22 protein-coding genes are annotated in these 23,767 nt (G+C 38.8%); 13 read left to right on the top strand and 9 right to left on the bottom strand.

The window, feature by feature from the left end; translation table 11 throughout:
- Positions 1-5: 5 nt before the first annotated feature.
- Positions 6-1,559 (top strand): FMN-binding glutamate synthase family protein, encoded by a 1,554-nt coding sequence (locus PZ892_RS03285; protein ID WP_094255358.1) that lies wholly within the window; start codon positions 6-8, stop codon positions 1,557-1,559.
- A gap of 7 nt (positions 1,560-1,566) precedes the next feature.
- Here PZ892_RS03285 and PZ892_RS03280 read toward each other — a convergent pair whose 3' ends face one another.
- Positions 1,567-2,010 carry a MarR family transcriptional regulator gene (locus PZ892_RS03280; RefSeq protein WP_094255359.1) on the bottom strand — a complete coding sequence of 148 codons (444 nt, stop codon included), beginning with the start codon at positions 2,008-2,010 and terminating at the stop codon, positions 1,567-1,569.
- A 185-nt stretch (positions 2,011-2,195) separates the two neighbouring features.
- Here PZ892_RS03280 and PZ892_RS03275 point away from each other — a divergent pair, with 185 nt between their 5' ends.
- Positions 2,196-2,645, top strand: coding sequence for a hypothetical protein (locus PZ892_RS03275; protein ID WP_182498129.1), 450 nt, complete (start codon positions 2,196-2,198; stop codon positions 2,643-2,645).
- Positions 2,646-2,703: 58 nt separating this feature from the next.
- Here PZ892_RS03275 and PZ892_RS03270 read toward each other — a convergent pair whose 3' ends face one another.
- Both PZ892_RS03270 and PZ892_RS03265 read right to left on the bottom strand, forming a co-directional pair.
- Entirely contained in the window at positions 2,704-3,480 is a 777-nt protein-coding gene (locus PZ892_RS03270) for an amidohydrolase (RefSeq protein WP_182498128.1), read from the bottom strand.
- A 69-nt stretch (positions 3,481-3,549) separates the two neighbouring features.
- Complete coding sequence (locus PZ892_RS03265) at positions 3,550-4,527, bottom strand: polyprenyl synthetase family protein (protein WP_182498127.1); 978 nt, start codon at positions 4,525-4,527, stop codon at positions 3,550-3,552.
- 113 nt (positions 4,528-4,640) lie between these two features.
- Here PZ892_RS03265 and PZ892_RS03260 point away from each other — a divergent pair, with 113 nt between their 5' ends.
- Positions 4,641-5,804, top strand: a complete 1,164-nt coding sequence (locus PZ892_RS03260; protein WP_182498126.1) for a glycosyltransferase family 4 protein — start codon at positions 4,641-4,643, stop codon at positions 5,802-5,804.
- A 3-nt stretch (positions 5,805-5,807) separates the two neighbouring features.
- On the top strand, positions 5,808-6,137 hold the full coding sequence (locus tag PZ892_RS03255) for an iron-sulfur cluster assembly protein (RefSeq protein ID WP_094255364.1): 330 nt from the start codon (positions 5,808-5,810) through the stop codon (positions 6,135-6,137).
- Positions 6,138-6,140: 3 nt separating this feature from the next.
- On the opposite strand, the gene uvrC is transcribed toward PZ892_RS03255, so the two are convergent.
- Together uvrC and PZ892_RS03245 are read right to left on the bottom strand one after the other, a co-directional pair.
- On the bottom strand, positions 6,141-7,943 hold the full coding sequence (gene uvrC / locus PZ892_RS03250; RefSeq protein ID WP_277712079.1) for an excinuclease ABC subunit UvrC: 1,803 nt from the start codon (positions 7,941-7,943) through the stop codon (positions 6,141-6,143).
- A gap of 67 nt (positions 7,944-8,010) precedes the next feature.
- A complete protein-coding gene (locus PZ892_RS03245; protein WP_182498124.1) occupies positions 8,011-10,272 on the bottom strand; it encodes a transglycosylase domain-containing protein in 2,262 nt (753 codons plus the stop codon).
- Positions 10,273-10,495: 223 nt separating this feature from the next.
- Between PZ892_RS03245 and PZ892_RS03240 the strand changes: the two genes are divergently transcribed.
- A complete protein-coding gene (locus PZ892_RS03240; protein WP_182498123.1) occupies positions 10,496-11,713 on the top strand; it encodes a TCR/Tet family MFS transporter in 1,218 nt (405 codons plus the stop codon).
- Here the strand turns inward: PZ892_RS03240 and ispF are convergent.
- Positions 11,707-12,192: a 2-C-methyl-D-erythritol 2,4-cyclodiphosphate synthase gene (ispF, locus tag PZ892_RS03235; protein WP_094280159.1), complete on the bottom strand. Its 486-nt coding sequence runs from the start codon at positions 12,190-12,192 to the stop codon at positions 11,707-11,709. The two genes, PZ892_RS03240 and ispF, sit on opposite strands and share 7 nt — an antisense overlap.
- A 1,030-nt stretch (positions 12,193-13,222) precedes the next feature.
- Positions 13,223-14,044, bottom strand: coding sequence for a glycogen/starch synthase (locus PZ892_RS03230; RefSeq protein ID WP_094255369.1), 822 nt, complete (start codon positions 14,042-14,044; stop codon positions 13,223-13,225).
- A 145-nt stretch (positions 14,045-14,189) separates the two neighbouring features.
- On the opposite strand from PZ892_RS03230, the gene panC reads away from it, so the two are divergent.
- The 8 genes from panC to PZ892_RS03190 all read left to right on the top strand — a co-directional run bounded on the left by panC (position 14,190) and on the right by PZ892_RS03190 (position 22,116).
- A complete protein-coding gene (panC, locus tag PZ892_RS03225; RefSeq protein ID WP_182498122.1) occupies positions 14,190-15,038 on the top strand; it encodes a pantoate--beta-alanine ligase in 849 nt (282 codons plus the stop codon).
- Positions 15,039-15,082: 44 nt separating this feature from the next.
- The gene (gene panD / locus PZ892_RS03220) at positions 15,083-15,430 is read left to right on the top strand and encodes an aspartate 1-decarboxylase (protein ID WP_094255370.1); all 348 of its coding nucleotides are present in this window, start codon (positions 15,083-15,085) and stop codon (positions 15,428-15,430) included.
- Positions 15,431-15,569: 139 nt separating this feature from the next.
- A complete protein-coding gene (locus PZ892_RS03215) occupies positions 15,570-15,845 on the top strand; it encodes a hypothetical protein (protein WP_277712077.1) in 276 nt (91 codons plus the stop codon).
- Between the two features lie 179 nt (positions 15,846-16,024).
- Entirely contained in the window at positions 16,025-18,367 is a 2,343-nt protein-coding gene (locus PZ892_RS03210; protein WP_182498120.1) for a TonB-dependent receptor, read from the top strand.
- Entirely contained in the window at positions 18,367-18,840 is a 474-nt protein-coding gene (locus PZ892_RS03205; protein ID WP_182498119.1) for a thioredoxin family protein, read from the top strand. The genes PZ892_RS03210 and PZ892_RS03205 overlap by 1 nt, the downstream gene beginning before the upstream one ends.
- A gap of 74 nt (positions 18,841-18,914) precedes the next feature.
- Entirely contained in the window at positions 18,915-19,496 is a 582-nt protein-coding gene (locus PZ892_RS03200) for an FKBP-type peptidyl-prolyl cis-trans isomerase (RefSeq protein ID WP_094255374.1), read from the top strand.
- A 372-nt stretch (positions 19,497-19,868) separates the two neighbouring features.
- Positions 19,869-21,509, top strand: coding sequence for an NAD+ synthase (locus PZ892_RS03195; protein ID WP_182498118.1), 1,641 nt, complete (start codon positions 19,869-19,871; stop codon positions 21,507-21,509).
- Between the two features lie 49 nt (positions 21,510-21,558).
- The gene (locus tag PZ892_RS03190) at positions 21,559-22,116 is read left to right on the top strand and encodes a DUF4136 domain-containing protein (RefSeq protein WP_182498117.1); all 558 of its coding nucleotides are present in this window, start codon (positions 21,559-21,561) and stop codon (positions 22,114-22,116) included.
- Positions 22,117-22,267: 151 nt separating this feature from the next.
- Here the strand turns inward: PZ892_RS03190 and PZ892_RS03185 are convergent, their stop codons facing one another.
- Positions 22,268-22,645, bottom strand: a complete 378-nt coding sequence (locus PZ892_RS03185; protein WP_182498116.1) for a DoxX family protein — start codon at positions 22,643-22,645, stop codon at positions 22,268-22,270.
- A gap of 65 nt (positions 22,646-22,710) precedes the next feature.
- Positions 22,711-23,751 (bottom strand): GntR family transcriptional regulator, encoded by a 1,041-nt coding sequence (locus PZ892_RS03180; RefSeq protein ID WP_094255378.1) that lies wholly within the window; start codon positions 23,749-23,751, stop codon positions 22,711-22,713.
- Positions 23,752-23,767: the final 16 nt, after the last annotated feature.

Genomic DNA, 23,767 nt, shown 5'->3' with positions numbered 1-23,767 from the left:
ACATCATGCAAGTAAGAAAACTCATCCTAGGGATTATTATTTTAATCAACTTAATAATTATCTCTTTTGGTGTCATCTTTACTCCTAAATGGTTTTGGTTATTAATTATACCTTTCCCATTATTAGTAATCGCATTATATCACAGTTTCCAAACGAAACATGCGATTTTGAGAAACTACCCTCTTGTTGGATACTTCCGTTATTTCTTGGAATCTATCCGTCCTGAATTAAGACAATACTTCTGGGAATCTGATACAGATGGTAGACCTTTCAACAGACGTCAACGTTCCATCGTTTACCAGCGTGCGAAAAACCAACGCGAGACCGTAGCATTCGGTATGCAGAGTGATCCGCAGGCAGTCGGTAATGAATGGGCGGCTCACAGTATTTTCCCAGTTCATATTGAAGACCATAATCTTCGTACCACGGTCGGAAATGCTGCTTGTAAGCAACCTTATAGCTTAAGTGTATTCAATATCTCAGCGATGAGTTATGGTGCCTTGAGCCGCACAGCAATCACGGCATTGAACAAAGGTGCTGCCCTTCAAAATTTTGCTCATAACACCGGAGAAGGTGGTATCTCACAATACCATATTAATGGTGGTGACTTAATTTGGCAGGTAGGTACTGGATATTTCGGATGTAGAGACGAAAACGGATATTTTGAACCAAATCTTTTCCGTGAAAAATCAACTCGCCCTTATGTAAAAATGATTGAGTTGAAATTATCACAAGGTGCAAAACCTGGTCATGGTGGTATTCTTCCTGCAGCGAAAAACACGCCTGAAGTTGCTGCTATTCGTCACGTTGTTCCTGGAACCGACGTTATGTCCCCTCCAGCGCACAGCTCTTTCAAAACACCAGTAGAGATGATGAACTTCATCCAAAAATTACGCGAACTTTCAGACTATAAACCTGTTGGTTTCAAATTATGTATTGGTGATAAACAAGAATTTATCGAGATCTGTCAAGCAATGCAAGAAACGCAAATCATGCCTGACTTTATCTCTATCGATGGATCTGAAGGTGGTACGGGTGCTGCTCCATTGGAGTTCACGGACAACTTGGGTATGCCGTTATATGATGCACTTGCCTTTGTTACAACGACCTTAATCAATTTCGGATTAAAGAAACATATCAAAATCATCGTGTCCAGCCGTATCGTAACTGGATTTGACATCCTTAAAGTTATTGCTTTAGGAGCAGATGCTTGTTATAGTGCTCGTGGAATGATGTTCGCATTAGGATGTATTCAAGCCTTGAAATGTAATGAGGATGTGTGTCCGGTAGGTGTTGCAACCCAACAACCACACCTTTACAAAGGCTTAAACGTGGATGATAAATACGTGCGTGTAGCACAATTCCACCGTAATACCCTACGTGCAACCGTAGAAATCATGGAAGCCTGTGGTTTCAATAGCCTAGATGAGGTTAATGCTGACAAATTCTTCCGTAAGGTAGATAGTCAGAATACCCTAAGCTTCCAAGATATATACTTTAAAAATACAGGTAAGTTGGTGAATAACCGTAGCGATTTCGCTCCGGAGGTTTTTGATTAATCCAGTCTTACTTTAAGTTATTAAAAACTATCTCTAATAGTTGTTGAGCCTGTTGCATAGAAGTTCTATCAACACCTCTCAATGCTTCGGAGATAGTTTTTTCTGCTTGTTGCATACACTTATCCTTGATTTTATGCCCTTGTGCAGTCAAATAGATCTGATTAGCACGCTTATCTCCCGAACTACATACGCGAACCAATAATTTTTGTTTTTCAAGGTTGGAGATTAATCTGGAGACACTAGGTTTGTCCCGAAAGGTTAATTTAGCAATCTCTTGTTGGCTAAGCCCTTCGGACTCCCATAGAAAGTACAAAACGCTCCACTGCTCTGCTGTAATATGAAGTCCACTATCCTTAAAGTTTCTTTGCAATCGTCTGCCAATTGCTGTCGAAACTCTCCCCGTTAAGAATGAATAGAATTCACTTGCATAATAAATTTCATTTGTCATCATGTCAGGTTAATATGGTAAAAAGTTGTTGATGCAATTAAATAATTAATTGCGGTATTTACAAATTTATTTATCAATGTTTAATAACATCGAAAAAGAATAGGCAAAAATTAATAGAATCATAAAAAACTTATTATTTTTTGAATGTTCCCAAAAAGCATGAACTTTCAATAAAAAACCTTATTTTTATGGATATGGATAATCCAATTTTAATCATTCTTATCGTTATTGGTAGTGTAATCTACAAGATTTATCAAGGCTACCAAGAGGAGCAAGAAAAAGCTAAAAAAAGGATGGAACAGCTTAAAAAGCAGCTCCAAACAGAGAATCCATTTAAAACACCGCCAGCTGCAGTTCCTCAACCCGCTAAAGCAAAGCCTGTTCAAAAGCCTACCTTGGTATCTCATCAAAAGCCCGTTGAAATCTATTCAGATGTTCCAACTTATGATGAAGTGGAAATGGTAAGACAACGAAAATTAGAACAACAAAGACGTGCTGCCGAAAAAAGATTGAAAGAGGAAAGACAAAAGGCACAAAGTAAGCCAATGGAGGTTGAATCGCTGGATGTGGTCCATCATTTCAACTTACGCCAAGCTATAATCCAACAAGCAGTCCTTGAAAGGCCTTATAAGGATTAATCGTCCATTCTGATTCCAAACTGCTTAGGAATCAATTTTCCATCCTATTGTTTTTGAACTATAAGAATTTAAATTGGTCTTGATCTTTCAAGAAAGGAAATTGCTCTCTACTTTCTTCCAAATCTTTAGGATTTAATGTAAATGTATACAAATCCTCATCTTCAGGTTTATAATAAACGACATCACCATTCGGAGAGATACACATAGATCCTCCAGAGTAATATACTTCCTTCCCATCATGCCCTACTCGGTTTACTCCAATTACAAATGCTTGATTTTCGATTGCTCTCGCAGGAATCAATGCTCGCCAATGTGCTGAACGCTTATCTGGCCAGCTTGCCGTATAAACCATCAGATCATATGCGCCATTTTGATTTCTAGACCAAGTTGGGAATCTCAGGTCATAACAAATCATCGGACAGATTTTCCAACCTTTCAATTGAAAAATTATCCTGGATTGACCTTGAGTGAAAACTTTATCCTCCCCAGCCATCGAAAATAAATGCCGTTTATCGTAGTGTACAAAACTTCCGTCTGGAGACATCCATACAAAACGATTGAAATATTTACTATCTTCTTCTATTATTAATGAACCAGCAACCACACATTCAAATTTCTTCGCGGTTTCAAACAACCAATGCATGGTTTTTCCATTCATAGGCTCAGCACATTTTTCCACATTGGTCGTGAATCCTGTGTTGAACATTTCAGGTAAAATAATCAGATCTGTTTTTTCACGCAACGAAGATAACCTCAAACCTAAATTTTGAAGGTTTTTATCGACATTCTCCCAAAATAGGTAAGCTTGAAATATGGTAATTTTTAATGGCTCCATTAACGTCCTTAACTCTGTTTATTTTATACTGTTTTCACCAAATTATAAAAATCCTAGGACTTTTCATAATTAGCGCGTGCGATGCATCAAGGTATCTGCTAATTTCTTCAATTCTTCCTTCTGCGATTCAGGAACGGCAATTTCATCCAATTTATTGTAAGCCAGGTCCATAAACCGTAACTTAATTTCCTCAGCATAGCCATCAATATTAAATTGTGCATAAAGATTTTTCATGCGGCTAACTTTTTCGGTATCTAAAATTGAATCCGATTGAATCAACTCCTCAAATTCTACTCGAGCATCGGAGTCAATTAATTGCTCTGTCTTTATCCTTAAGTAGGTCTTTTTATTGCATAATATATCACCTCCTACTTGCTTTCCGAAGGTATTAGGATCTCCATACACATCTAGATAATCATCCTGAAGCTGAAAGGCAATGCCCAGGTTTACTCCAAAATCATATATCAACTTCTGTTGATTTGCATCTGCATGTGCCAATATTGCGCCCATTTGCAATGCCCCACCTAACAGTACCGAAGTCTTCAGACGGATCATGTTTAAATAGTCATCCTCCGAAACATGTGCAGTCTTCTCAAAATCCATATCCAACTGCTGACCTTCACAAACTTCCAAGGCTATTTTGCTGAAAACCTGTAATAGATCAGGGATACGGTCCGCTGGACTTTTCCCTAATTCCTGATAAGCTTTGACCAAAAGTGCATCACCGGATAGAATCGCGACATTATCATTCCATTTTTGATGAACCGTCGCCTGCCCTCTTCTCAAGGGTGCCCGATCCATGATATCATCATGAATAAGCGAGAAATTATGGAAATACTCTATGGCAATACTCGCCGGAACAACCTCTTCAAGGTTCTCCTTGCCAAATAACTTAGCGCCCATCAATACCAACATAGGCCTGATTCGCTTTCCAGCTAAAGAAAGAATATACTTTATCGGATCGTATAAATCGGCAGGTTGTTTCGGGAATTCAGCATTTTGAATGTACTCACCAATCAACTTACCATAGGGATGCTGTTCAAACATAATCTTGTAAAATTAGCACGAAGATAAGAAATTGAGGTGGAATAGCCCCACCTTATGGATTTGATTTTAACCATTTACTGTGTAAATTGCAAGGAAATTCTAGAGATCTATTTATGCGAATACTCATTATCCACAATCAATACCAACACATCGGCGGCGAAGATTTTGTCATGGGCCAAGAAATGGAGGCATTGAGAAAAAATCATGAGGTGGATCTCTATACGGTTCGCAATGTTAAAGGGCTAAAAGGCTATCTGCAATACCTGCTCTACCCTATCAATTGGCCAGAGGTCAAGAAAATCAAAGAACGTATCAACGAGTTTAAACCTGATATTATTCATATCCATAATATGCATTATGCCTTGGGACCCTTATTTATTCTTCATATTCAAAAAATGAAGATCCCTATGCTAATGACTTTGCATAATTTCAGGTTAATCTGCCCTTCTGCGACACTCTTTTACGATGGAAATATCTATCTAAACTCCATCAACTCAGATTTTCCTTGGGATGCTGTAAAAAAGAAAGTCCTTGAAAACTCTTACTTCAAAACCTTTTGGACAGCATTTACCTATTGGATTCATCGAAAACGTGGAACATTCAATGCCATTAGTCGATTTATTACCTTATCCGAATTCTCAAAGTCCATATTCGCCAAATCCAAATTGAATGTCCCTTTGGACAAATTTGTGGTAAAGCCCAACTTTGTGAAAGTTGCTGAAGTGACTAAAGAATATCCATCTGATTACTTTGTCTATGTAGGCCGGCTATCCGAAGAAAAAGGAATAATACCACTCTTACATGCCTGGAAGGCAACTGATCATAAGATTAAGATTTTTGGCACTGGACCTTTACAAAAAGAAGTGGAATTAATTGTCAGCAATAGTCCGAACATGCAATATATGGGCTTTCAGGACAAACAAACCCTGAGCAATCAAATTGCATCGGCCTCCGCGGTCATTGTCCCATCGGTTTGCTATGAATCGATGCCTTTGGCGGTTTTAGAAGCTTATGCATTGGGAACTCCGGTGATTGCCAGTAGTATTGGTATTTTAACTGAAATGGTCGTACCTTTGTATACGGGTTTACTTTTCGACCCGCATAACCATATCAATATGGTAAAAACATTGGCAGAGTGGAAGTCACTTCCCAAAGAGAAAATCCTTGAGATCAAGGCCAACTGCCAAAAAGAATATTTACAAAAATATAGCCAACCTATCGTTATGAACGAACTTGAAAAAATCTATAACGAGGTACTGGCTGAATCAAAAAATTAAGATATGAACATTATTATCATGGATAGATTAGGCTTGGCTCCTCAAATTCAAGAGGCCTTAGCTACAATTTATGACCCAGAACTAAAACCAGCCAATATCTTGGACTTAGGATTGATTTATGAAATCATTACCAAGGAAAATAAACAAGCTAAGATTGTAATGACCTTAACCGCTCCGGCATGCCCTGTGGCAGGACAAATCATGGACGAGGTGCAAGAAAAAGTTGCTGCAATCGAAGGCATCGAAGAAGCAATCGTAGAACTTACCTTCGACCCACCTTGGAACAAAGATATGATGTCTGAAGAAGCGAAATTGGAATTAGGATTTATGTAATCCCTAATTCTTCTCCACAAAATATTCCTTAAGTGCTTGCATCTGTTTTAGATTAAGCACTTTTTTTAATTCCTCTTCTGAAGCTTCTCTGACTTTCTTGACCGACTTGAATGTTTTCAATAACTTCTCAACAGTCACTTTCCCAATTCCTGGAATATTGTCCAACTCGGAAACAAAGGTTTTCCTACTCCGTTGATTTCTATGGAAGGTAATACCAAATCGATGGGCCTCATCCCTTAAATGCTGGATGATCTTCAAAGTCTCGGATTTCTTATCCAAATACAAGGGATATTGGTCCCCCGGATAATAGAGTTCCTCCAGACGCTTAGCAATACCAATCACGGTCACCTGCTTCTCAATCCCCAACAGCTTTAAACTCTTCAATGCAGCCCCTAATTGCCCTTTACCACCGTCAATAATGATCAACTGTGGCAAAGTCTGGTCTTCATCCAACAACCTTCTATAGCGCCTAAAAACAGCTTCCTCCATCGTCGCAAAATCATTCGGCCCCTCAACCGTCTTCACATTGAAATGGCGATAATCCTTCTTCGATGGCTTCGCATCCTTAAATACCACAACCGCCGATACTGGAAAATTCCCCTGAATATTCGAGTTATCAAAACATTCAATATGTTTAGGTAATTGTGGCAAGCGAAGGTCTTTCTGCATTTGCTTTAAAATCCTATCCGTTTTTACATCCGGATTTAATTTCTCATACTGCAACAAACGCTCTTTCTTAAAATAAGCAACGTTCTTTTGCGATAGCTCCAATAACTTTTTCTTATCTCCTAATTTGGGGATATGAAACTTGATATCTTCATTGCCTTCAATATCCAATTCAAACGGAACGATGATTTCCCGAGAATGACTCCGGAATCGAGTTCTTAACTGAGGAATGGCAATGGCCAATAATTCTTCATTGGTTTCATCCAAACGCTTTTTCAATTCAACGGTTTGCGTCTGAATTACAACCCCATTAACCACTTTCAAAAAGTTCACAAATGCATAATTATCCTCGGAAGCAATACTGAATACGTCAACATTCGTAATAGAGGAGCTAACAACCGTAGATTTACTCTGGTAGTTCGATAGCTTGTCCAACTTCACCTTGAGCTGATGAGCCGCTTCAAAGTCCATCTGCTGTACCGCATCATTCATCTGTTCTTTGATCCGGTTCGTCACCACGGCAATTTTGCCATTCAGGATATCTTTGATATCGGATAAATTCTGGTCATAATTCTCTTGAGACTGATAACCTTCACATGGACCTAGGCAGTTTCCAATTTGATATTCCAAGCAGACCTTAAACTTTCCTTTGGAAATATTTTCTTCGGTAAGACTCAGGTTGCAGGTTCTTAAAGGAAATAACTCCCGGATCATATCCAGAATAATATGCATCATGCCAACAGAGGCATATGGTCCGTAATAGCGAGAACCATCCTTAATATATTTTCTGGTCCAGAATATACGCGGGAAAGGTTCATTTTTAATCACGATCCAAGGATAGGTCTTGTCGTCTTTCAACATCACATTATACCGGGGTTGATGCTTTTTGATCAAGTTATTTTCCAATAACCAAGCATCAATTTCAGTATCTACAATGGTGAAAGCAATTCGCTGAATTTTTCTAACCAATACCCTGGTCTTGCTATTCAATTGGTTTTCATTGACAAAATAAGAGGACACCCTATTTTTCAGGTTCTTCGCCTTTCCTACATAGATCAGCGTATCGTCCTTATCAAAATACTGGTAAACCCCTGGTTTATGGGGTATCTTTGTTAATTCTTTCTTATAGTCAAATTCCATCGTAGCAAAAAAAACAGACCTTTATTTTCGAAGAATAAAGGTCTGGTCTAATTTATTAAAGAATCGGTTAAAAACCTAACCTATCATCATCTGTTATTTGGGTATCATTCTTTGAAGGATCATTTCCATAGAACTGTGAAAAATTCGAACAGTTCATTTCAAAACGCGTGATACCACCTGGAGGCTGAGGGAAATCCTCTTGCGAATAGCTCAGATCCTTGTCTTTATATACTTTGTTCATATATAAACCAAACACTGGCATCGCAGCCGCCGCACCTTGTCCATATTGCATACTGCTAAAACTGATACCACGATCTTCAGCACCTGTCCAAACCCCTGTTACCAATTCTGGTGTAATACCAATAAACCAAGCATCCGAGTTGTCATTTGTCGTACCGGTTTTACCACCAATTGGGTTTTTCAAACCACCAAAGTTTGGATCCCATCTCAAACGAGAACCAGTACCACCATCAACAACACCTTTTAGCATATCAACCATTGCATAAGCAGTTTCACTGTTCAAGGCCTTCAATACTTTCGGTGCCTTTTCGTAAATCGGCGAGCCGTTTTTATCCTCAATTCTCAAAATCATTGTTGGCTCTACCCAAGTCCCTTGGTTTACAAAGGCTGAATAAGCACCAACCATATCGAATAGAGAGGCATCGTAAGAACCTAATGCAATCGAAAGATTGTTTGGAATATTTGAATTAACCCCCATACGCTTAGTCAAGTCCGCCACATTCGCAGCTCCCACCTCACTAATTAAATATGCCGATGCAAAGTTTTGTGAATATTTAATGGCATTTTTCAAGGTGATAGGGTCACCGCCTTGTGTAGTACCACGTGGTGTCCAATCCCCATAAGTACGCATATGATTCGGTACAGAAACACATGGTCCATAACCATTATCAATCGCATAGGCATAGACAAATGGCTTCGCTGTGGATCCCACCTGACGTGTACCTAATTTTACTTGGTCATATTTGAAATGCTCAAAATCAACACCACCAACCCATGCACGAATATATCCTGTCTGCGGTTCCATGGAAACCATCGCATTACGCAAGAATAATTTCGTGTATTTAATCGAGTCCATTGGAGACATTACCGTATCTACAGCACCCTTCCAAGTAAATAAATTCATTGGAACCTTCTTCTCGAAATCCTTCTTGATCTGATCTTCCGAAAGACCTTCAGCCTTCAATACTCGATAACGATCCGAACGCTTCATCCCGGTAACTAGTAAATTTGCATTTTTTCCAGTAAAGGCATTTCTACGACGCCATTGTTTATCAAATTCATTCTGCAAACGACGCATCCACTCTTTCTGAGCTTCCTCAGCATACTGTTGCATTTTAAAATTAATCGGCGTATAAATTTTCAATCCATCACGATCCAAGTCATATGGAGTACCATCTGGCTTAGTAATCGCCAATCGTTGGAATTCTTTCTTGATTTCTTCTTTTAAGACCGCTCTAAAATATGGCGCCAATCCTTCTCCATAGTTTGAAATAGTTAATTTCAATCCTAAGGGTTGAGCTTTATACTTGTCAAACTCCTCGTTTGTAATAAAATTCTGATCCCTCATGTTCTGAAGCACCAAATTACGTCTTGCAATCGCTCTTTCAGGGTAACGAACCGGAGAGTAATATCCTGGACCCTTTAACATCCCTACTAATAAAGCAGATTGATCTGGTGTAAGTTTATCCGGAGTCGAATTAAAGAATGTACGGGCTGCAGATTTAATCCCAAAAGTGTTATATGCCCCAAAATCAACCGTATTGAAATACATCATGACGATTTCTTCCTTGGTATAGTTTCTTTCCAAACGAACGGAGGTAATCCATTCTTGAAACTTCTGCATAATCCTTTTGATGGAATTTTTCTCTCTTTTCTCGGCAAATAAATTCAATGCCAATTGCTGAGTGATGGTACTACCACCTTGTTTATTACCTGCTAAGGTTAATAAAACGGTAGACATCGTACGAGAATAGTCAATACCCGAGTGTTCATAGAAACGCTTATCTTCCGTAGAAATTAAGGCATGAACCAAAGCTGGAGCTAACTCAGTGTATTTAACATTGGACCGGTTATGAACAAAATAGGTCCCTAAGACTCTATTATCATCGGTCAAAATTTCTGAAGCTAAATTACTTTTTGGATTTTCAAGATCCTTGAAGGTAGGCAACTTACCAAATATTCCTATTCTAACACTCAGGAGGAATAAACAGCCAAACAACACAATTCCCAACAACACTTTCCAAAAGATCCCCGTATATCGTTTTACATCCTCTTCTGTAAGTTTACTACTTTTTGATTCTCTCTTCATTTGTAAATTTAATGAAACAACGAACTTACCCTTACTACTTTAAGTCCATTTCCCTATAAACAGTAAGTGTGCCAAATCTCAATTGGCAACAACAAAAATACCATATTTTTCCTGATGTAAATAAAACTTACCAGGGATAGTTCTAAAAATTTTGGAACAAACCTATATTTTATCCCTTTAAAAACATTTCAAGGCATAAAATTAACTATCTTAGTTTTCGTATATGCCAAAAATAAAATCACAAGCAGGTTTACTTTTTATCTTTATCACCGTCGTTTTAGACTCCATCGGTCTGGGAATCATCATCCCGGTGATGCCTGCTTTGATTAAAGAATTGATCCATGGCGACCTGAGTCAAGCATCTTCTTATGGGGGATGGCTGACCTTTTGTTACGCCTTTACCCAGTTCTTTTTTGCTGCCATACTAGGGAATCTAAGTGACCATTATGGTAGAAGGCCGGTTTTGCTTTGTTCTCTTTTTGGATTTACCATCAACTATTTACTGATCGGCTTTGCTCCCAGTATCTTCTGGCTCTTTGTAGGTCGTCTAGTGGCCGGAATCACTGGTGCTAGTCACACGGTAGCCGCCGCTTATATCGCCGATGTTTCCACCAAAGAAAAGAAAGCCCAAAACTTCGGACTCCTTGGTGCGGCATTTGGCCTAGGATTTATTATTGGTCCTGTTATCGGAGGTGTTCTTGGCCATTACGGTCCTCGATATCCTTTTTTCGCCGCTGCAGGATTAACCTTCCTAAATTTTATTTACGGCTATTTCGTGGTCCCGGAATCCCTTCCAAAAGAACATCGCCGCAATTTCCGCTGGATAAATGCCAACCCCGTTGGAAGTTTCAGGCATATTAAAAAATATCCTGTCATCATGCCTCTGGTGATTTGTATTTTCCTGATCAATATCGCTGCACATGCTGTCCAGAGTACCTGGTCCTACTTTACCATGGAAAAATTCCAATGGAATGAGCGTATGGTCGGCTACTCATTAGGTATCATCGGCGTCTTGCTAACCATCGTACAGGCCGGATTAATCCGTGTCATAATTCCAAAAGTCGGAATTCCCAAAAGTATAATATTCGGACTTTTCTTATACTGTGGTTCCTTATTAGCATTTGGAATAGCAGGCTCAACCTGGGGATTATTTATTGCCAGTATCTTTTATGTTTTTGCCGGTATCGCCGGACCTGCCATGCAGAGTTCAATATCCAACCATACCCCCGCCAACGAACAAGGTCAAATCCAAGGCGGATTGACCAGTATCATCAGTCTGACAGCCATTATTGGCCCATTGCTAATGACCAGTCTATTCTCCTTTTTCACCAAAAAAAATGGCCCGGTATATTTACCGAGCGCACCTTTTTATCTTGGAAGTCTTTTAGCACTGATTGCCACAATTATTGCAATCAATTACTTTAGACGTTTTAATCAATAATTTGTTTTCTCCAACAAACAAACCGCATAAGCGACCACCCCTTCTTCACGTCCGATAAATCCCATTTGCTCATTCGTTGTAGCCTTGATAGAAACATCTTCAACAGAAATTCCTGCCGCTTCAGCGATATTCTTTTTCATTTGCGGAATATAAGGCTTAATCTTTGGCGCCTCCAAACATAGCATCCCATCGATATTCCCCAACTCAAAACCCTTCTCCTTTATCAATTTGATACAATGTCTTAACAGATCCAAGCTATTCGCCCCTTTCCAACGGTCATCCGTATTTGGAAAATGATAACCGATATCCTCTAAATTTGCAGCCCCCAAAATAGCATCACAAATCGCATGCGCCAATACATCCGCATCAGAATGCCCAAAGGCACCCGCATGATGGTCTAATGTTACCCCACCAACCACAAATGGATGTCCCGACTTCATCTGATGGACATCAAAACCAAATCCAACTTTAATCTTCATAATAGCGAAGATAGCAATAATATAGATATGAGATGGGAGATGTGAGATTTGAGACCTGCCTATTTTTAACCAGCCATTCGTAGGGGCGTATCGCATACGCCCTTTTATGATTATCCATCCATATATGAACAAATCCCGTAGGGGTGACATATTTGTAGCAATTGGCATTTTCTAACGTACAGCCACAGCGCGGCGGCATATTTATTATTTCACCTTGCCAAAAAAATAGATCCCTCATCTTCGATTCGGAATGACAATCTCATTAAATTTGGGTTGTGGGGGAAAAAGATTCTTCGGCGTTGCCGAAGAATCTTTTTCCCCCACAACCTCCATACAATTTTGCTGTCATTCTGAGCGCAGCGAAGAATCTATTTTAGTCAGCCATTCGTAGGGGCGTATCGCATACGCCCTTTTATGATTATCCATCCATATATGATCAAACCCCGTAGGGGTGACATATTTGTAGCAAATGGCATTTTCTAACGTACAGCCCCAGCGGGGCGGCATATTTATTATTTCACCTTGCCAAAAAAATAGATCCCTCATCTTCGATTCGGAATGACAATCTCATTAAATTTGGGTTGTGGGGGAAAAAGATTCTTCGGCGTTGCCGAAGAATCTTTTTCCCCCACAACCTCCATACAATTTTGCTGTCATTCTGAGCGCAGCGAAGAATCTATTTTAGTCAGCCATTCGTAGGGGCGTATCGCATACGCCCTTTTATGATTATCCATCCATATATGATCAAACCCCGTAGGGGTGACATATTTGTAGCAAATGGCATTTTCTAACGTACAGCCCCAGCGGGGCGGCATATTTATTATTTCACCTTGCCAAAAAAATAGATCCCTCATCTTCGATTCGGAATGACAATCTCATTAAATTTGGGTTGTGGGGAAAAAGATTCTTCGGCGTTGCCGAAGAATCTATTTTAGTCAGCCATTCGTAGGGGCGTATCGCAGATGCCCCAATAAAAAAGGGCAGAGATCATATCTCTGCCCTTTTTTGGTCTCTTTAATTTTTTTCAGCTTTACGCTGAAACTTCTTCGTTTACGAACTCATCGTATAGGTCTGAGAAAGCCTCATAGTCTTCATCAGATGATGGTTCGAAGGTACGGATATTATTTTCTTGGATGTAAGAAAGGATTTCTGGATGAATCTCAGCATCAGCTTTCACGACAACATCAGTAAAGGAAAGAGCACCTTTGTAAATGTCAACGTAGCTACCTGAGCCATAATCTTTCAACTTGTCCGCATCGATATCTGCTTGTGCAGCCATTTCTGCATACTTCGTTCCTAAAGAATCATTTCCGAATTCCTCATTGTACAATGAGAAGAACACCTTGGAGTCTTTAAACGTCGGATCATCCTGATAAACTGTTTTCAAGTAAGCAGGTACCATCGCTGTAAACCAACCATGGCAGTGAACCACGTCTGGAGACCACCCTAATTTCTTAACGGTTTCCAAAGCGCCTTTACAGAAAAATAATGACCGCTCATTATTGTCTGCGAAGCCTTTTCCTTGCTCATCACGAAAAACTTTTTTCCGCTGAAAGTACTCTTCATTATCCAAGAAGTACACCTGCATCCTCGCCGCTGGCAATGATGCTACCTTAATAATTAGCGGATTATCATTATTGTCCACCACAATGTTCATTCCCGACAACCTTATCACTTCATGAAGACGATTTCTGCGCTCATTAATATTACCAAAACGCGGCATCAAGATCCGGATTTCGAACCCTTTTTCTTGCATAGCATGTGGTAACTGGCGTGTTATTTCAGAAATTTTACTTAATTCAAGGAAAGGCGACATTTCATGGGTTATAAACAAGATTTTCGTTTTTGCCATCTCCAACTGTTTTTTATATTATTGAATAGTAAAATCGGTCTACAAAGATACAATTAATTTATCAATTTTACAATTGATTAAAAATCATCATTTTATAATTTAAAGATTATTCCCCATTTTTGCAGCTTATTTTTAATTTTTGACCGTGAAAATTTTTCGCACTAAACAGGAACTCCAACAAGAATTGAGTGGAATCCGACAAGAAAACAAAGTCATTACCCTGGTTCCAACCATGGGCGCTTTGCACCAAGGACACCTCTCCTTAATTAACTTTGCAAAACCCCTTACCGATATCACCGTATGCAGCATTTTCGTTAATCCAACCCAATTTAACGACCCTAAAGACCTGGAAAAATATCCCCGTCCTATTGAAAATGATATCGCTCTGCTCGAATCCGTGGACTGTGATATTCTATTCATGCCCTCTGTCGAAGAAATGTACCCCGAAAATGACCCTGAATGGCATATTGACCTCGGAAATCTAGATCAAATCTGGGAAGGTGAACACCGCCCTGGACACTTCCAAGGTGTTACACAAATCGTTTATAAACTATTTGATTTGGTTAAACCGAATAAAGCTTGCTTCGGTCAAAAGGACTTTCAACAAGTTATGGTCATTCAAAAAATGATTGAAATCAAAAAGTTGGATATCGAACTGCTTATCTGCCCCATTGTTAGAAGTGAAAAAGGATTGGCGCTAAGCTCCAGAAATGCACGTTTATCCGAAGAAGGCAAAGAAAATGCATTAACTATTATTCAATCCCTACGCTATATCAAGGATAATTTTGGAAATCAATCCGTTTCCGAATTGTTGAACAAGGCAAAAGCAATCATTGCTGCAAACCCTGCTCTGGAGTTGGAATATTTAAGCATTTGTGAAACGACGACCTTAGCTCCGGCTCAGGAAATCGAAGCCGGAAAGGAATATGTTGCTCTGATCGTTGCCTGGGTAGAAAATGTCCGCCTGATCGACAATATATTACTTTCTCATTAGAATAATTTTTAAGCCGATTTATATTAAAAGACTAACTTTGTATCATGATGATAGAAGTAATGAAATCAAAAATTCATAGAGCCCGCGTTACGCAGGCTGAATTGAATTATGTGGGAAGTATAACCATTGACCAAGATTTAATGGATGCTGCCGATATTATTGCCAACGAAAAAGTTCAGATCGTAAACAATAATAATGGGGCAAGGCTTGAGACTTATGTTATCCCTGGTGAGCGTGGAACCGGAACTATCTGTTTAAATGGTGCCGCAGCTCGCTTAGTGCAAGTGGGAGATATCGTCATTATTATTTCTTATGCACTTATGGAACGTGAAGAGGCTAGAAACCATAAACCTCTCCTAGTATTCCCTGATGAGCATAATAAAATTGTTTAAACAGAAATAAAAGCATTTTTTATGCTAATTTTAGCATACTTTTGACTTGTGCATGCATAGACTAACCTCATACCGCCAATTTGTTGCCAGCTTCCTTCTCGTATGGATGTGTGGTATCATTACTAGTGGTGTAGTCTTCATGCACAAAGAGGTCACTTCGACCGGTGAAATTGTCACTCACATCCACCCTTATAATCTAGGCGAAAAAAAACACCATCATCACCATTCCGATGCTGAAATTCGTTTTCTAGATATCGTATTCCAGGGAAGTTATCTGAACTGGTCTCCTTATGTATTTGAAGCCCCTATTCTTCCAGAATTCAACGTTATAGAATTTGGAATTAGGACCTTTAATATTATTCTCCAAGTCCATAACATCTTCGCTGGACGTGGCCCTCCCTCTATTTTAGCTTAATCATTTTTTCGTGGATTGACAATGATGCTTTCCTCTAACCCTTATTTATGGTCAGAGGTCATCAGCATATCGTCAATGTTAATTTATTTTTTGTAGGACAATTATGTTCCTACTCATTGCTGGGTTCCTATACCGTCTGGGTATTCAAATTCAGCTAAAACAGAACAGCTAAAATATATATGAAATTACTTTTACTCAGGAATTTCCTGATCTTAATATGCCTAGGCCTAGGTAATCAGGCTTTATTTGCCCAAATTTCAGGTCGTATCATAAACGATAAACAAGATGGAATCCCCAATGCAACGGTACAGTTGGAAGGAACCAAAGTTGGAACCGCAACGGACAGTCTGGGGTATTTTGAATTAGACTTACACGGAAATCAAAATAAAAACTTAACGGTTAGAGCCGTAGGTTATCAAACAACAAAAAAACAAATCAGTTCCAGCTCCCAAACAGGAATCACTATTACCCTGCATGAAGATAATTTGAATCTGAATGAAGTCGTAGTTAGTGCTTCCCGATATGGAATGGAAAGAAAAAAGGCACCGGTTATCGTAAATGTTTTGAGTCCAAAACTATTTACAGCAACCCAGTCGGTAGCCATGTCTGAAACATTAAATTATCAACCGGGAGTACGTGTTGAAAACAATTGCCAAAACTGTGGCTTCACCCAAGTCCGCTTGAACGGTATGGAGGGAGCCTACTCTCAGATTCTAATCAATAGTCGTTCAGTATTCTCGGCATTGAACTCGGTTTATGGACTGGATCAAATTCCAACCTCCATGATTGATAGAATTGAAGTGGTTCGTTCTGGTGGATCGGCTTTGTTTGGCGCAAATGCCATTGCCGGAACCATAAACATCATTACTAAGGATCCTGTTGAGAATGATTGGCAAATCAAATCAACCAACTCCATCATTGGTGGTTCTGCTTGGGACAACACCATTGACTTCAATACTTCCTATGTAGATAATGATTTGAAGGCTGGGGCAACTTTTTATGGAATGCACCGTAACCGTGAAGCCTACGATGCGAATGGCGATGGATTTTCTGAAATGACCAAGTTGAAAAACATCACCTTTGGAACAAAGGCATTTTTTAAACCTTCAGAATTCAATAAAATCACTTTAGATCTAAGTGCCTTAAATGAATTCCGCCGAGGAGGTGATCATTTGGATAAAGCACCTCACTTTACAGATGTTACGGAACAATTAAGAACAAATACCTTTATTGGAGGTTTGACTTATGACCATTATTCCAAGGATTATAAGCATAAATTATCGCTTTATGGTTCTGGACAGGTTACGGACAGAGAAAGCTTTTATGGTGGTTTAGGCGGTGGAAGAACTGCGCAAGACAGTATCCTTGCTTCCAATGCCTATGGTGATACGGACGATTTTGCAATGGTCGTAGGCGCTCAGTACACCTATACCTTTGAAAAAGATGTGATCACTGCCGGAGTGGAATACAATAACAACCGTACTAAGGACAATATTCCGGGCTACGACCGATTGATTGATCAGAAAACTCATGGTTTGGGTTCATATGCTCAGTATGAATGGAATATTTTAGAGAATCTAAAAACTTTGATTGGTGCACGCTATGATTACACCTATGTCGATGGAAGCTATAAATTAGCAGGTTACGACCGCAACTCAGCTCAAAATTTTGGAACATTTAGTCCAAGATTAACCCTTTTATATGATATCACGGATTATCTTCAATTCCGCGGTGGATTTGCGCGTGGATTTAGAGCTCCACAGGCTTTCAATGAAGATATGCACGTTACTTCCATTGGTGGTCAACAAGTATTTGTATTAATAGGCGAAAACTTGGAAACTGAATATTCGAACGCCTACACGGGATCCTTGAATTTCACTAAGAATTTCGGCGCTGTTCAAACCAGCTTATTGGTTGAAGGATTCTATACAGATTTACAAAACCCATTCACCAATATCATGACCTCGGAGGATGAAAACTTAATCATTCAGGAAATGAGAAATGGTACAGGAGCCAAAGTGTATGGATCCAACCTGGAATTGAACATTGCTCCATCTTCAAAGTATAGCTTTCAGATGGGTGGAACCATTCAACGTTCTGAGTATGCAGATGATCAGTTATTGTATGAAGGAAAGACTCCTGCTGAGAATGTAAGCAGCAAGAAATTCGTTCGCACACCTAATGTTTACGGTTACTTCAATGCAAACTGGAAACCTTGGGAACCATTTAATGTTGATATTACGGGTGTATATACCGGCAGCATGCTTGTTCCCCATGTCTTGGAAGGCGAAGAAATGGTTCTTAAGAATTCACCAGACTTTGTTGAAGCCAATTTCAGATTAGGCTATACTTTCTCTTTAAAGAAAGACTTCAGCATTGAACTATTCGGTGGAATGCAGAACATATTCAACGCATTTCAAAAAGACTTTGATAAGGGCGCACTACGTGATTCCAACTATATATATGGTCCATCAAGACCAAGGACAATAACATTTGGTATTAAAGTAGGACATTTTCACTAATGAGGTTGTTACAAATATTCATTTTCACCTACCTGATGATGACAGGTTCGCTTAAGGCCCAAGTGCCAGGCGAATCTGTTATTAATTGGATTAGCTTTGAACAATTGAGTGACTCCTTAAATCAGAACCCTAAACCTGTGTTAATATTCTTGCATACGGATTGGTGTGCCTATTGCAAGAAAATGCTGAATGAAACATTTCAGGACCCAAAAGTCATTGAAAAGCTCAATAAAGAATATTATGCTGTAGAATTTGATGCAGAGTCGGTCGATACGGTGAAGTTTGATGGCGAAACTTATGCAAGTGAGCATAAAATAAAAAAAACTGGAAAATTTCATCCTATTGCACAAATATTAATCGGAGAAAAGAACAAGGCTATTTTCCCTATGACAATGCTGTTAAACGCAGATTTTTCCGTCAAATCGAAAAAAATTAATTATCTAAGTATTAAGCAAATATTAAATATTTTATAATTTTATATCCGTAGCTGTAGCAAAATAAAATTTAGACTCGTTTACCGTTACGTAATTAAGATACTTAAACAAATATGAAAAACTTAAAATTATTCGTTATTGCTCTTTTAGCTGTGGTTTCTGTTTCTTCTTGTATGAAAACAGATGAATATGATGGTCCGACTCAAGAAGAAGAAAATGCACGAATTGATTCTACATTAAAAAAGCAAGCGCCAATTCTTGAAGAATATGCAAAACAAAAATTTGGTGCAAATGCAAAGAAAGACAGTGCTACAGGTATTTGGTATGAAGTATTACCTTCAACAGTAGACAGTACTTATGAATATGTAGCAACAGCAAACTCTTGGGTTCCTGTAATTGCTAACATCAAATACAAAGGTGAATTAATGGATGGTAAAGTTTTTGATGAAAAAACTACACCTACTCAAATGGCAATTAATAATGTAATTCCAGCTTGGTTGTACATTTTTTATCCACAAAACAAATCTAAAAATTCATTCTCAGGTATTTTACCACACGGATTGTTAAAAGGCAATAAAATCAGATTTATTGCTCCATCTCCTTACTGTTATGACAATAAAACAAAAGGAGAGATTCCTGCTGACTCACCATTGGTGTTCAACATTGAGGTAACTGAATTGAAAAGTCAGTACTAGTACAAAAAATCAAATAATATTTACAAAAAAGGCAATCTTTCGATTGCCTTTTTTTTGTACCCTCTACTCCTATTTATACTCGTAAATAATACAGCCATAATTCATAATATTACCGGATCACAGCCGGACCTTCTCCGGACCTTCTTCGGACAATAGCCGCAAAAATTCGAACAAGGTCCGATGGAACTCCGACCCAAGTCCGCCAAAAATCCGATAGAAATAAAAATTTGACCTGAGTTATCCTTGGTCATTCTCCGATATTAATCCATTCCTAAAAATCCATTATCCCTGCCCTTTTTCACACGCATTTGACCATTCAGATTTAGGTTAAAACTAAATTTAATTGCTATTTTTACATTAAATTCAGGTTTTATGAAGATTGCTTTATCACAGCTTAACTACCATATTGGAAATTTTGAAAAGAACAATCAGAAAATTATTGATACCATTCAAAAAGCCAAAACCGCGGGTGCCGAACTTATTGTATTTGCTGAATTAGCCATTTCTGGTTATCCAGCAAAGGACTTACTTCGCAACTCCGCATTCTTAAAACAATGCTATCAAAGTATTGAGTCCATCGCCCAACATTGTCAAGGTATTGCTTGTATAATTGGAGCGCCTGTACCCAATCAAGATGGCGAAGGTAAGCTCTTATACAACGCGGCTCTCTTGATCGAAGATGGCGAAGTCAAAAACATCTGCAAAAAGAGTTTATTACCAGATTATGATGTCTTTGATGAGTATCGTTATTTCGAGCCTAATCCGCATGTCAGTTGCATAAATTTCAAAGGGAAAACTATTGCCCTAACCATCTGTGAAGACCTGTGGGATGATGATGGACCAAATTCTTATGTGGGTGATATTATGTTGGAATTGGCGAAAGAAAATCCAGACTTGATCATCAATATTGCTGCCTCTCCATTTTCATATACGCATTTTGACAGCAGAAAGAACGTCCTCATGCGGAATGTCATCAAGGGAAGTGCGCCATTGATTTATGTGAATCAAATCGGTGCGCAAACTGATATTATCTTTGATGGTCGCTCTTTGGCATTAAATAAAAAAGCGGAGGTCATCCTTGAATTAAAAGCATTTGAAGAAGATCTTCAATATGTAGAATTACAGAATAATGATCTCAGCAGTAGCTCAACTTATCAGCCGGTTAAAACTTCAGAAATATCCTTGATTCATAATGCTCTCATCTTAGGATTAAAAGATTATTTCCAGAAATCTGGATTTAAAACTGCTGTTCTAGGGCTTTCTGGAGGATTGGATTCGGCATTGGTTGCCGCCTTGGCATGTGAAGCCTTGGGTTCAGAAAATGTTCTTTCTATTTTAATGCCTTCCATTTATTCAACGGACCATTCTTTGAAAGATGCCTTGGATTTGGTAGAAAACACGGGCTGTCAACATAAGATAATTCCGATTAAAGATATTGCCTCAGCATTTGAGGGTTCTTTGGCAGAGACTTTTGCAGGGAAGGAACAAGATACGACAGAGGAAAATATTCAGGCTAGAACTCGGGGAACCTTGTTAATGGCCATTTCAAATAAATTCGGAAACATTTTACTGAATACATCAAACAAGAGTGAGGCGGCTGTAGGCTATGGAACCTTATATGGGGATATGGCGGGTTCATTAAGTGTTATCGGAGATGTATATAAAACTCAGGCTTATGAATTGGCGAAGTACATCAATCGGGAACGCGAGATAATTCCAATCAATACGATTGTAAAACCACCTTCTGCAGAATTGAGACCAGATCAAAAGGACTCCGATTCATTGCCGGATTATGATATCCTGGATTCTATTTTATTCCAGCTGATTGAGATGGAAAAATCAAGGGAAGATGTCATCAATTTAGGCTTCGATGAAGCCTTGGTAAATCGGGTGAATAATCTACTTTGCAATGCGGAGTTCAAGAGGTTTCAAGCGCCTCCCATTCTGCGGGTTAGCCCGAAAGCATTTGGTCCAGGGAGATCAATGCCATTGGTGGCAAAATATTCATTTTAAGATTAAACTTTATAAGGCTAATTACGTCTAATACAATAAATTGAGATTTATGAAAAAGTTTTGGTCAGTTATGCTACTAGGGGTTGTCTTAGTTCTAGGCGCCTGTAGCTCGTATAAATATAATACTACGAGAGTTCAAACCTTGGACTTCTCGCAATATAAAACCTATGGGTGGTTACCACCGGTTGATTCTTTATCAAAAAACTATTTTACGAATGATATTGCAAGGAACAATATTCTTTCTAGTGCCAATCGTGAATTAGAAGCGCGTGGAATGCGTTATAGCAAGGAGAATCCGGACATTTTATTCCGTTACATCACTATTGTGAACAACAAGAGTAGAATGGTTTATGGTAACGCTGGTTGGGGCTGGGGAGGTCCTTGGGGTTATAGTCCTTGGTGGGGCTATGGCTGGGGCGGAAGATCTTACCCTGTGGGTAAAGAGAAAGTTCGTTACTCCCACTTGATTATTGAAGCCTTAGACCGAAAATCAAATTCGGTGGTTTGGCAAGCTAGAGGGTCTGGCGAAATCAATACCCCAGAAAAGTCAATCAACAATCTTCCCAAGGTAGTCGAAGGAATTTTTAAAGAGTACCCGGTTAAATAAAAACAATAGATGCGAGCAATGCTCGCATTTATTGTTTTTAGATATGAGATGTGGGATGTGAGTATTGAGATAGTAGAAAGGGTAGTTTTAGATATGAGATGTGGGATGTGAGAAATGAGATAGAAGAAAGACTGAACAGTTGAATCTATTGTTAAGCCTGGTTTATCATGGGGAGATATTTTCTACGGTTATCGACGATGATCCAGATATCAATCAGGCCAAGGACAGCTGCCATAGGTGTTCCTGCAGGATCTAATGTTAAATGATGCAGGACGACACCAATCAGGATTGGGAGTAATACGATAGCTCCTAAGGCTCTCGTTTTAGGGATGGCAACCAAGAGCCCTCCTATTATTTCCATGGTTCCTACCAAAGGAATTAACCATTTTAATTTCACCAAAGCTTCTGTAATGGATAATTGGGCTTCAGTCAATTCGGGTGGAGGAATGATATTAACAAATTTTGCCGTTCCGAAGAAGATAAATGCTAAACCAAATAGGGTGAAGATAATGGACTTGAAGATTTTCATTTTGTGATTTTTTGCTTGGTTATGAACAGTTAACCTAGGCAAAATGTTTTAAAGGAAAATCTATCTTAGATGGAAGGTCTTTGCTTTAGGTAAAAAGGCACTTCCATATGTTCCTTGGATCTATTTTTGATAAGTTCAGCCGCCATTTTACCCATCATCTGGAAGTCGGTAGAAATTGTGGTAATCCCATTCAGAATAAACTTTTTCAATGGCGTTTCATTGTAGGATATGACACCCACATCCTGACCGATTTTAAGGTTCTTCTTAATGATCTTATCCAATAACTTCACCAGGTCGTCCTCAGCTATATTGATATAACAGCTTCCCAACTCAATTTTTTCTTTGTCCAGCTCGCTGACCAATGAATGATTGAAAGCATACTGTTGAGCAAACTTATAGAAACCTTTGATGATAGCTTTCGGATAATCACTATTATCTGGGAAGATCAGGTTCAGGGTATGGTATTTACTTAAAGAAGGTAATGCTTCTTCCAAAGCACCATAAATGTCCTTTTCGTAATTTTCATATACTGCAGCAAAATCACCCTGAATATCATCAATATACTTTCCCAACAAAACGAGTTTCTCTCTAGGAATCAACTTGTTAATAATCTCCGGAGCTTGGTCCCTACCCTCTTTAAAGTGTGGAAAAAGAACATAATAATCATAAGTCTTGGTTAGACCACCCAATAAGGTTCTCAAGTAAGTGATATCGGAGTTGTAGACAAATAAATCGAGTGCAGCATCATCTTCTAATTCCCTGGCAAAGGAATCATAGACGATCTTTTTATGGGCGCTAAGTTTATTGAGAAGAATTGCAATTTTCTGTCTTTGTTTGACATCCGCAGTGGCAATGTAATACCCTTTTCCAGGAATAGAAGCTATTACTTCCGCATTTTTAAGGAATTTATAGGCTTTTTCTACGGTATCCCTGGATATATCGACGTAAACAGAAAGCTCATTGATTGAAGGCAACATGTCGTCCTTTTCCAGTGTTCCAATTTTTACCGCATCGATAATGGCACTTGCCAATTGTTTATATTTTGGAGTTGCTGAAAAGTCACTAATCTGAATAGTTTTCAAGAAATCAGTTACCTTGGAAGTCATAAGTTCTAAAGTATTT

The sequence above is a fragment of the Sphingobacterium sp. WM genome, from assembly GCF_029542465.1.
GTDB classification, from domain to species: Bacteria; Bacteroidota; Bacteroidia; order Sphingobacteriales; family Sphingobacteriaceae; genus Sphingobacterium; species Sphingobacterium cellulitidis.
The sequence above is the reverse complement of the archived record's forward strand: the minus strand, read 5'-3'. Positions and strand labels throughout refer to the sequence as shown.

Bases quoted from the DNA above. Each gene is read 5' to 3' on its own strand.
- ispF (WP_094280159.1), bottom strand. From the start codon at position 12,192: ATGAAGATTAAAGTTGGATTTGGTTTTGATGTCCATCAGATGAAGTCG.
- PZ892_RS03265 (WP_182498127.1), bottom strand. From the start codon at position 4,527: ATGTTTGAACAGCATCCCTATGGTAAGTTGATTGGTGAGTACATTCAA.
- PZ892_RS03185 (WP_182498116.1), bottom strand. From the start codon at position 22,645: ATGAAAATCTTCAAGTCCATTATCTTCACCCTATTTGGTTTAGCATTT.
- PZ892_RS03270 (WP_182498128.1), bottom strand. From the start codon at position 3,480: ATGGAGCCATTAAAAATTACCATATTTCAAGCTTACCTATTTTGGGAG.
- PZ892_RS03245 (WP_182498124.1), bottom strand. From the start codon at position 10,272: ATGAAGAGAGAATCAAAAAGTAGTAAACTTACAGAAGAGGATGTAAAA.
- PZ892_RS03200 (WP_094255374.1), top strand. From the start codon at position 18,915: ATGAAAAACTTAAAATTATTCGTTATTGCTCTTTTAGCTGTGGTTTCT.
- PZ892_RS03255 (WP_094255364.1), top strand. From the start codon at position 5,808: ATGAACATTATTATCATGGATAGATTAGGCTTGGCTCCTCAAATTCAA.
- PZ892_RS03260 (WP_182498126.1), top strand. From the start codon at position 4,641: ATGCGAATACTCATTATCCACAATCAATACCAACACATCGGCGGCGAA.
- PZ892_RS03230 (WP_094255369.1), bottom strand. From the start codon at position 14,044: ATGGCAAAAACGAAAATCTTGTTTATAACCCATGAAATGTCGCCTTTC.
- PZ892_RS03280 (WP_094255359.1), bottom strand. From the start codon at position 2,010: ATGATGACAAATGAAATTTATTATGCAAGTGAATTCTATTCATTCTTA.
- PZ892_RS03205 (WP_182498119.1), top strand. From the start codon at position 18,367: ATGAGGTTGTTACAAATATTCATTTTCACCTACCTGATGATGACAGGT.
- PZ892_RS03285 (WP_094255358.1), top strand. From the start codon at position 6: ATGCAAGTAAGAAAACTCATCCTAGGGATTATTATTTTAATCAACTTA.
- PZ892_RS03190 (WP_182498117.1), top strand. From the start codon at position 21,559: ATGAAAAAGTTTTGGTCAGTTATGCTACTAGGGGTTGTCTTAGTTCTA.
- panD (WP_094255370.1), top strand. From the start codon at position 15,083: ATGATGATAGAAGTAATGAAATCAAAAATTCATAGAGCCCGCGTTACG.
- PZ892_RS03210 (WP_182498120.1), top strand. From the start codon at position 16,025: ATGAAATTACTTTTACTCAGGAATTTCCTGATCTTAATATGCCTAGGC.
- PZ892_RS03195 (WP_182498118.1), top strand. From the start codon at position 19,869: ATGAAGATTGCTTTATCACAGCTTAACTACCATATTGGAAATTTTGAA.
- uvrC (WP_277712079.1), bottom strand. From the start codon at position 7,943: ATGGAATTTGACTATAAGAAAGAATTAACAAAGATACCCCATAAACCA.
- PZ892_RS03240 (WP_182498123.1), top strand. From the start codon at position 10,496: ATGCCAAAAATAAAATCACAAGCAGGTTTACTTTTTATCTTTATCACC.
- PZ892_RS03275 (WP_182498129.1), top strand. From the start codon at position 2,196: ATGGATATGGATAATCCAATTTTAATCATTCTTATCGTTATTGGTAGT.
- PZ892_RS03180 (WP_094255378.1), bottom strand. From the start codon at position 23,751: ATGACTTCCAAGGTAACTGATTTCTTGAAAACTATTCAGATTAGTGAC.
- PZ892_RS03215 (WP_277712077.1), top strand. From the start codon at position 15,570: ATGCACAAAGAGGTCACTTCGACCGGTGAAATTGTCACTCACATCCAC.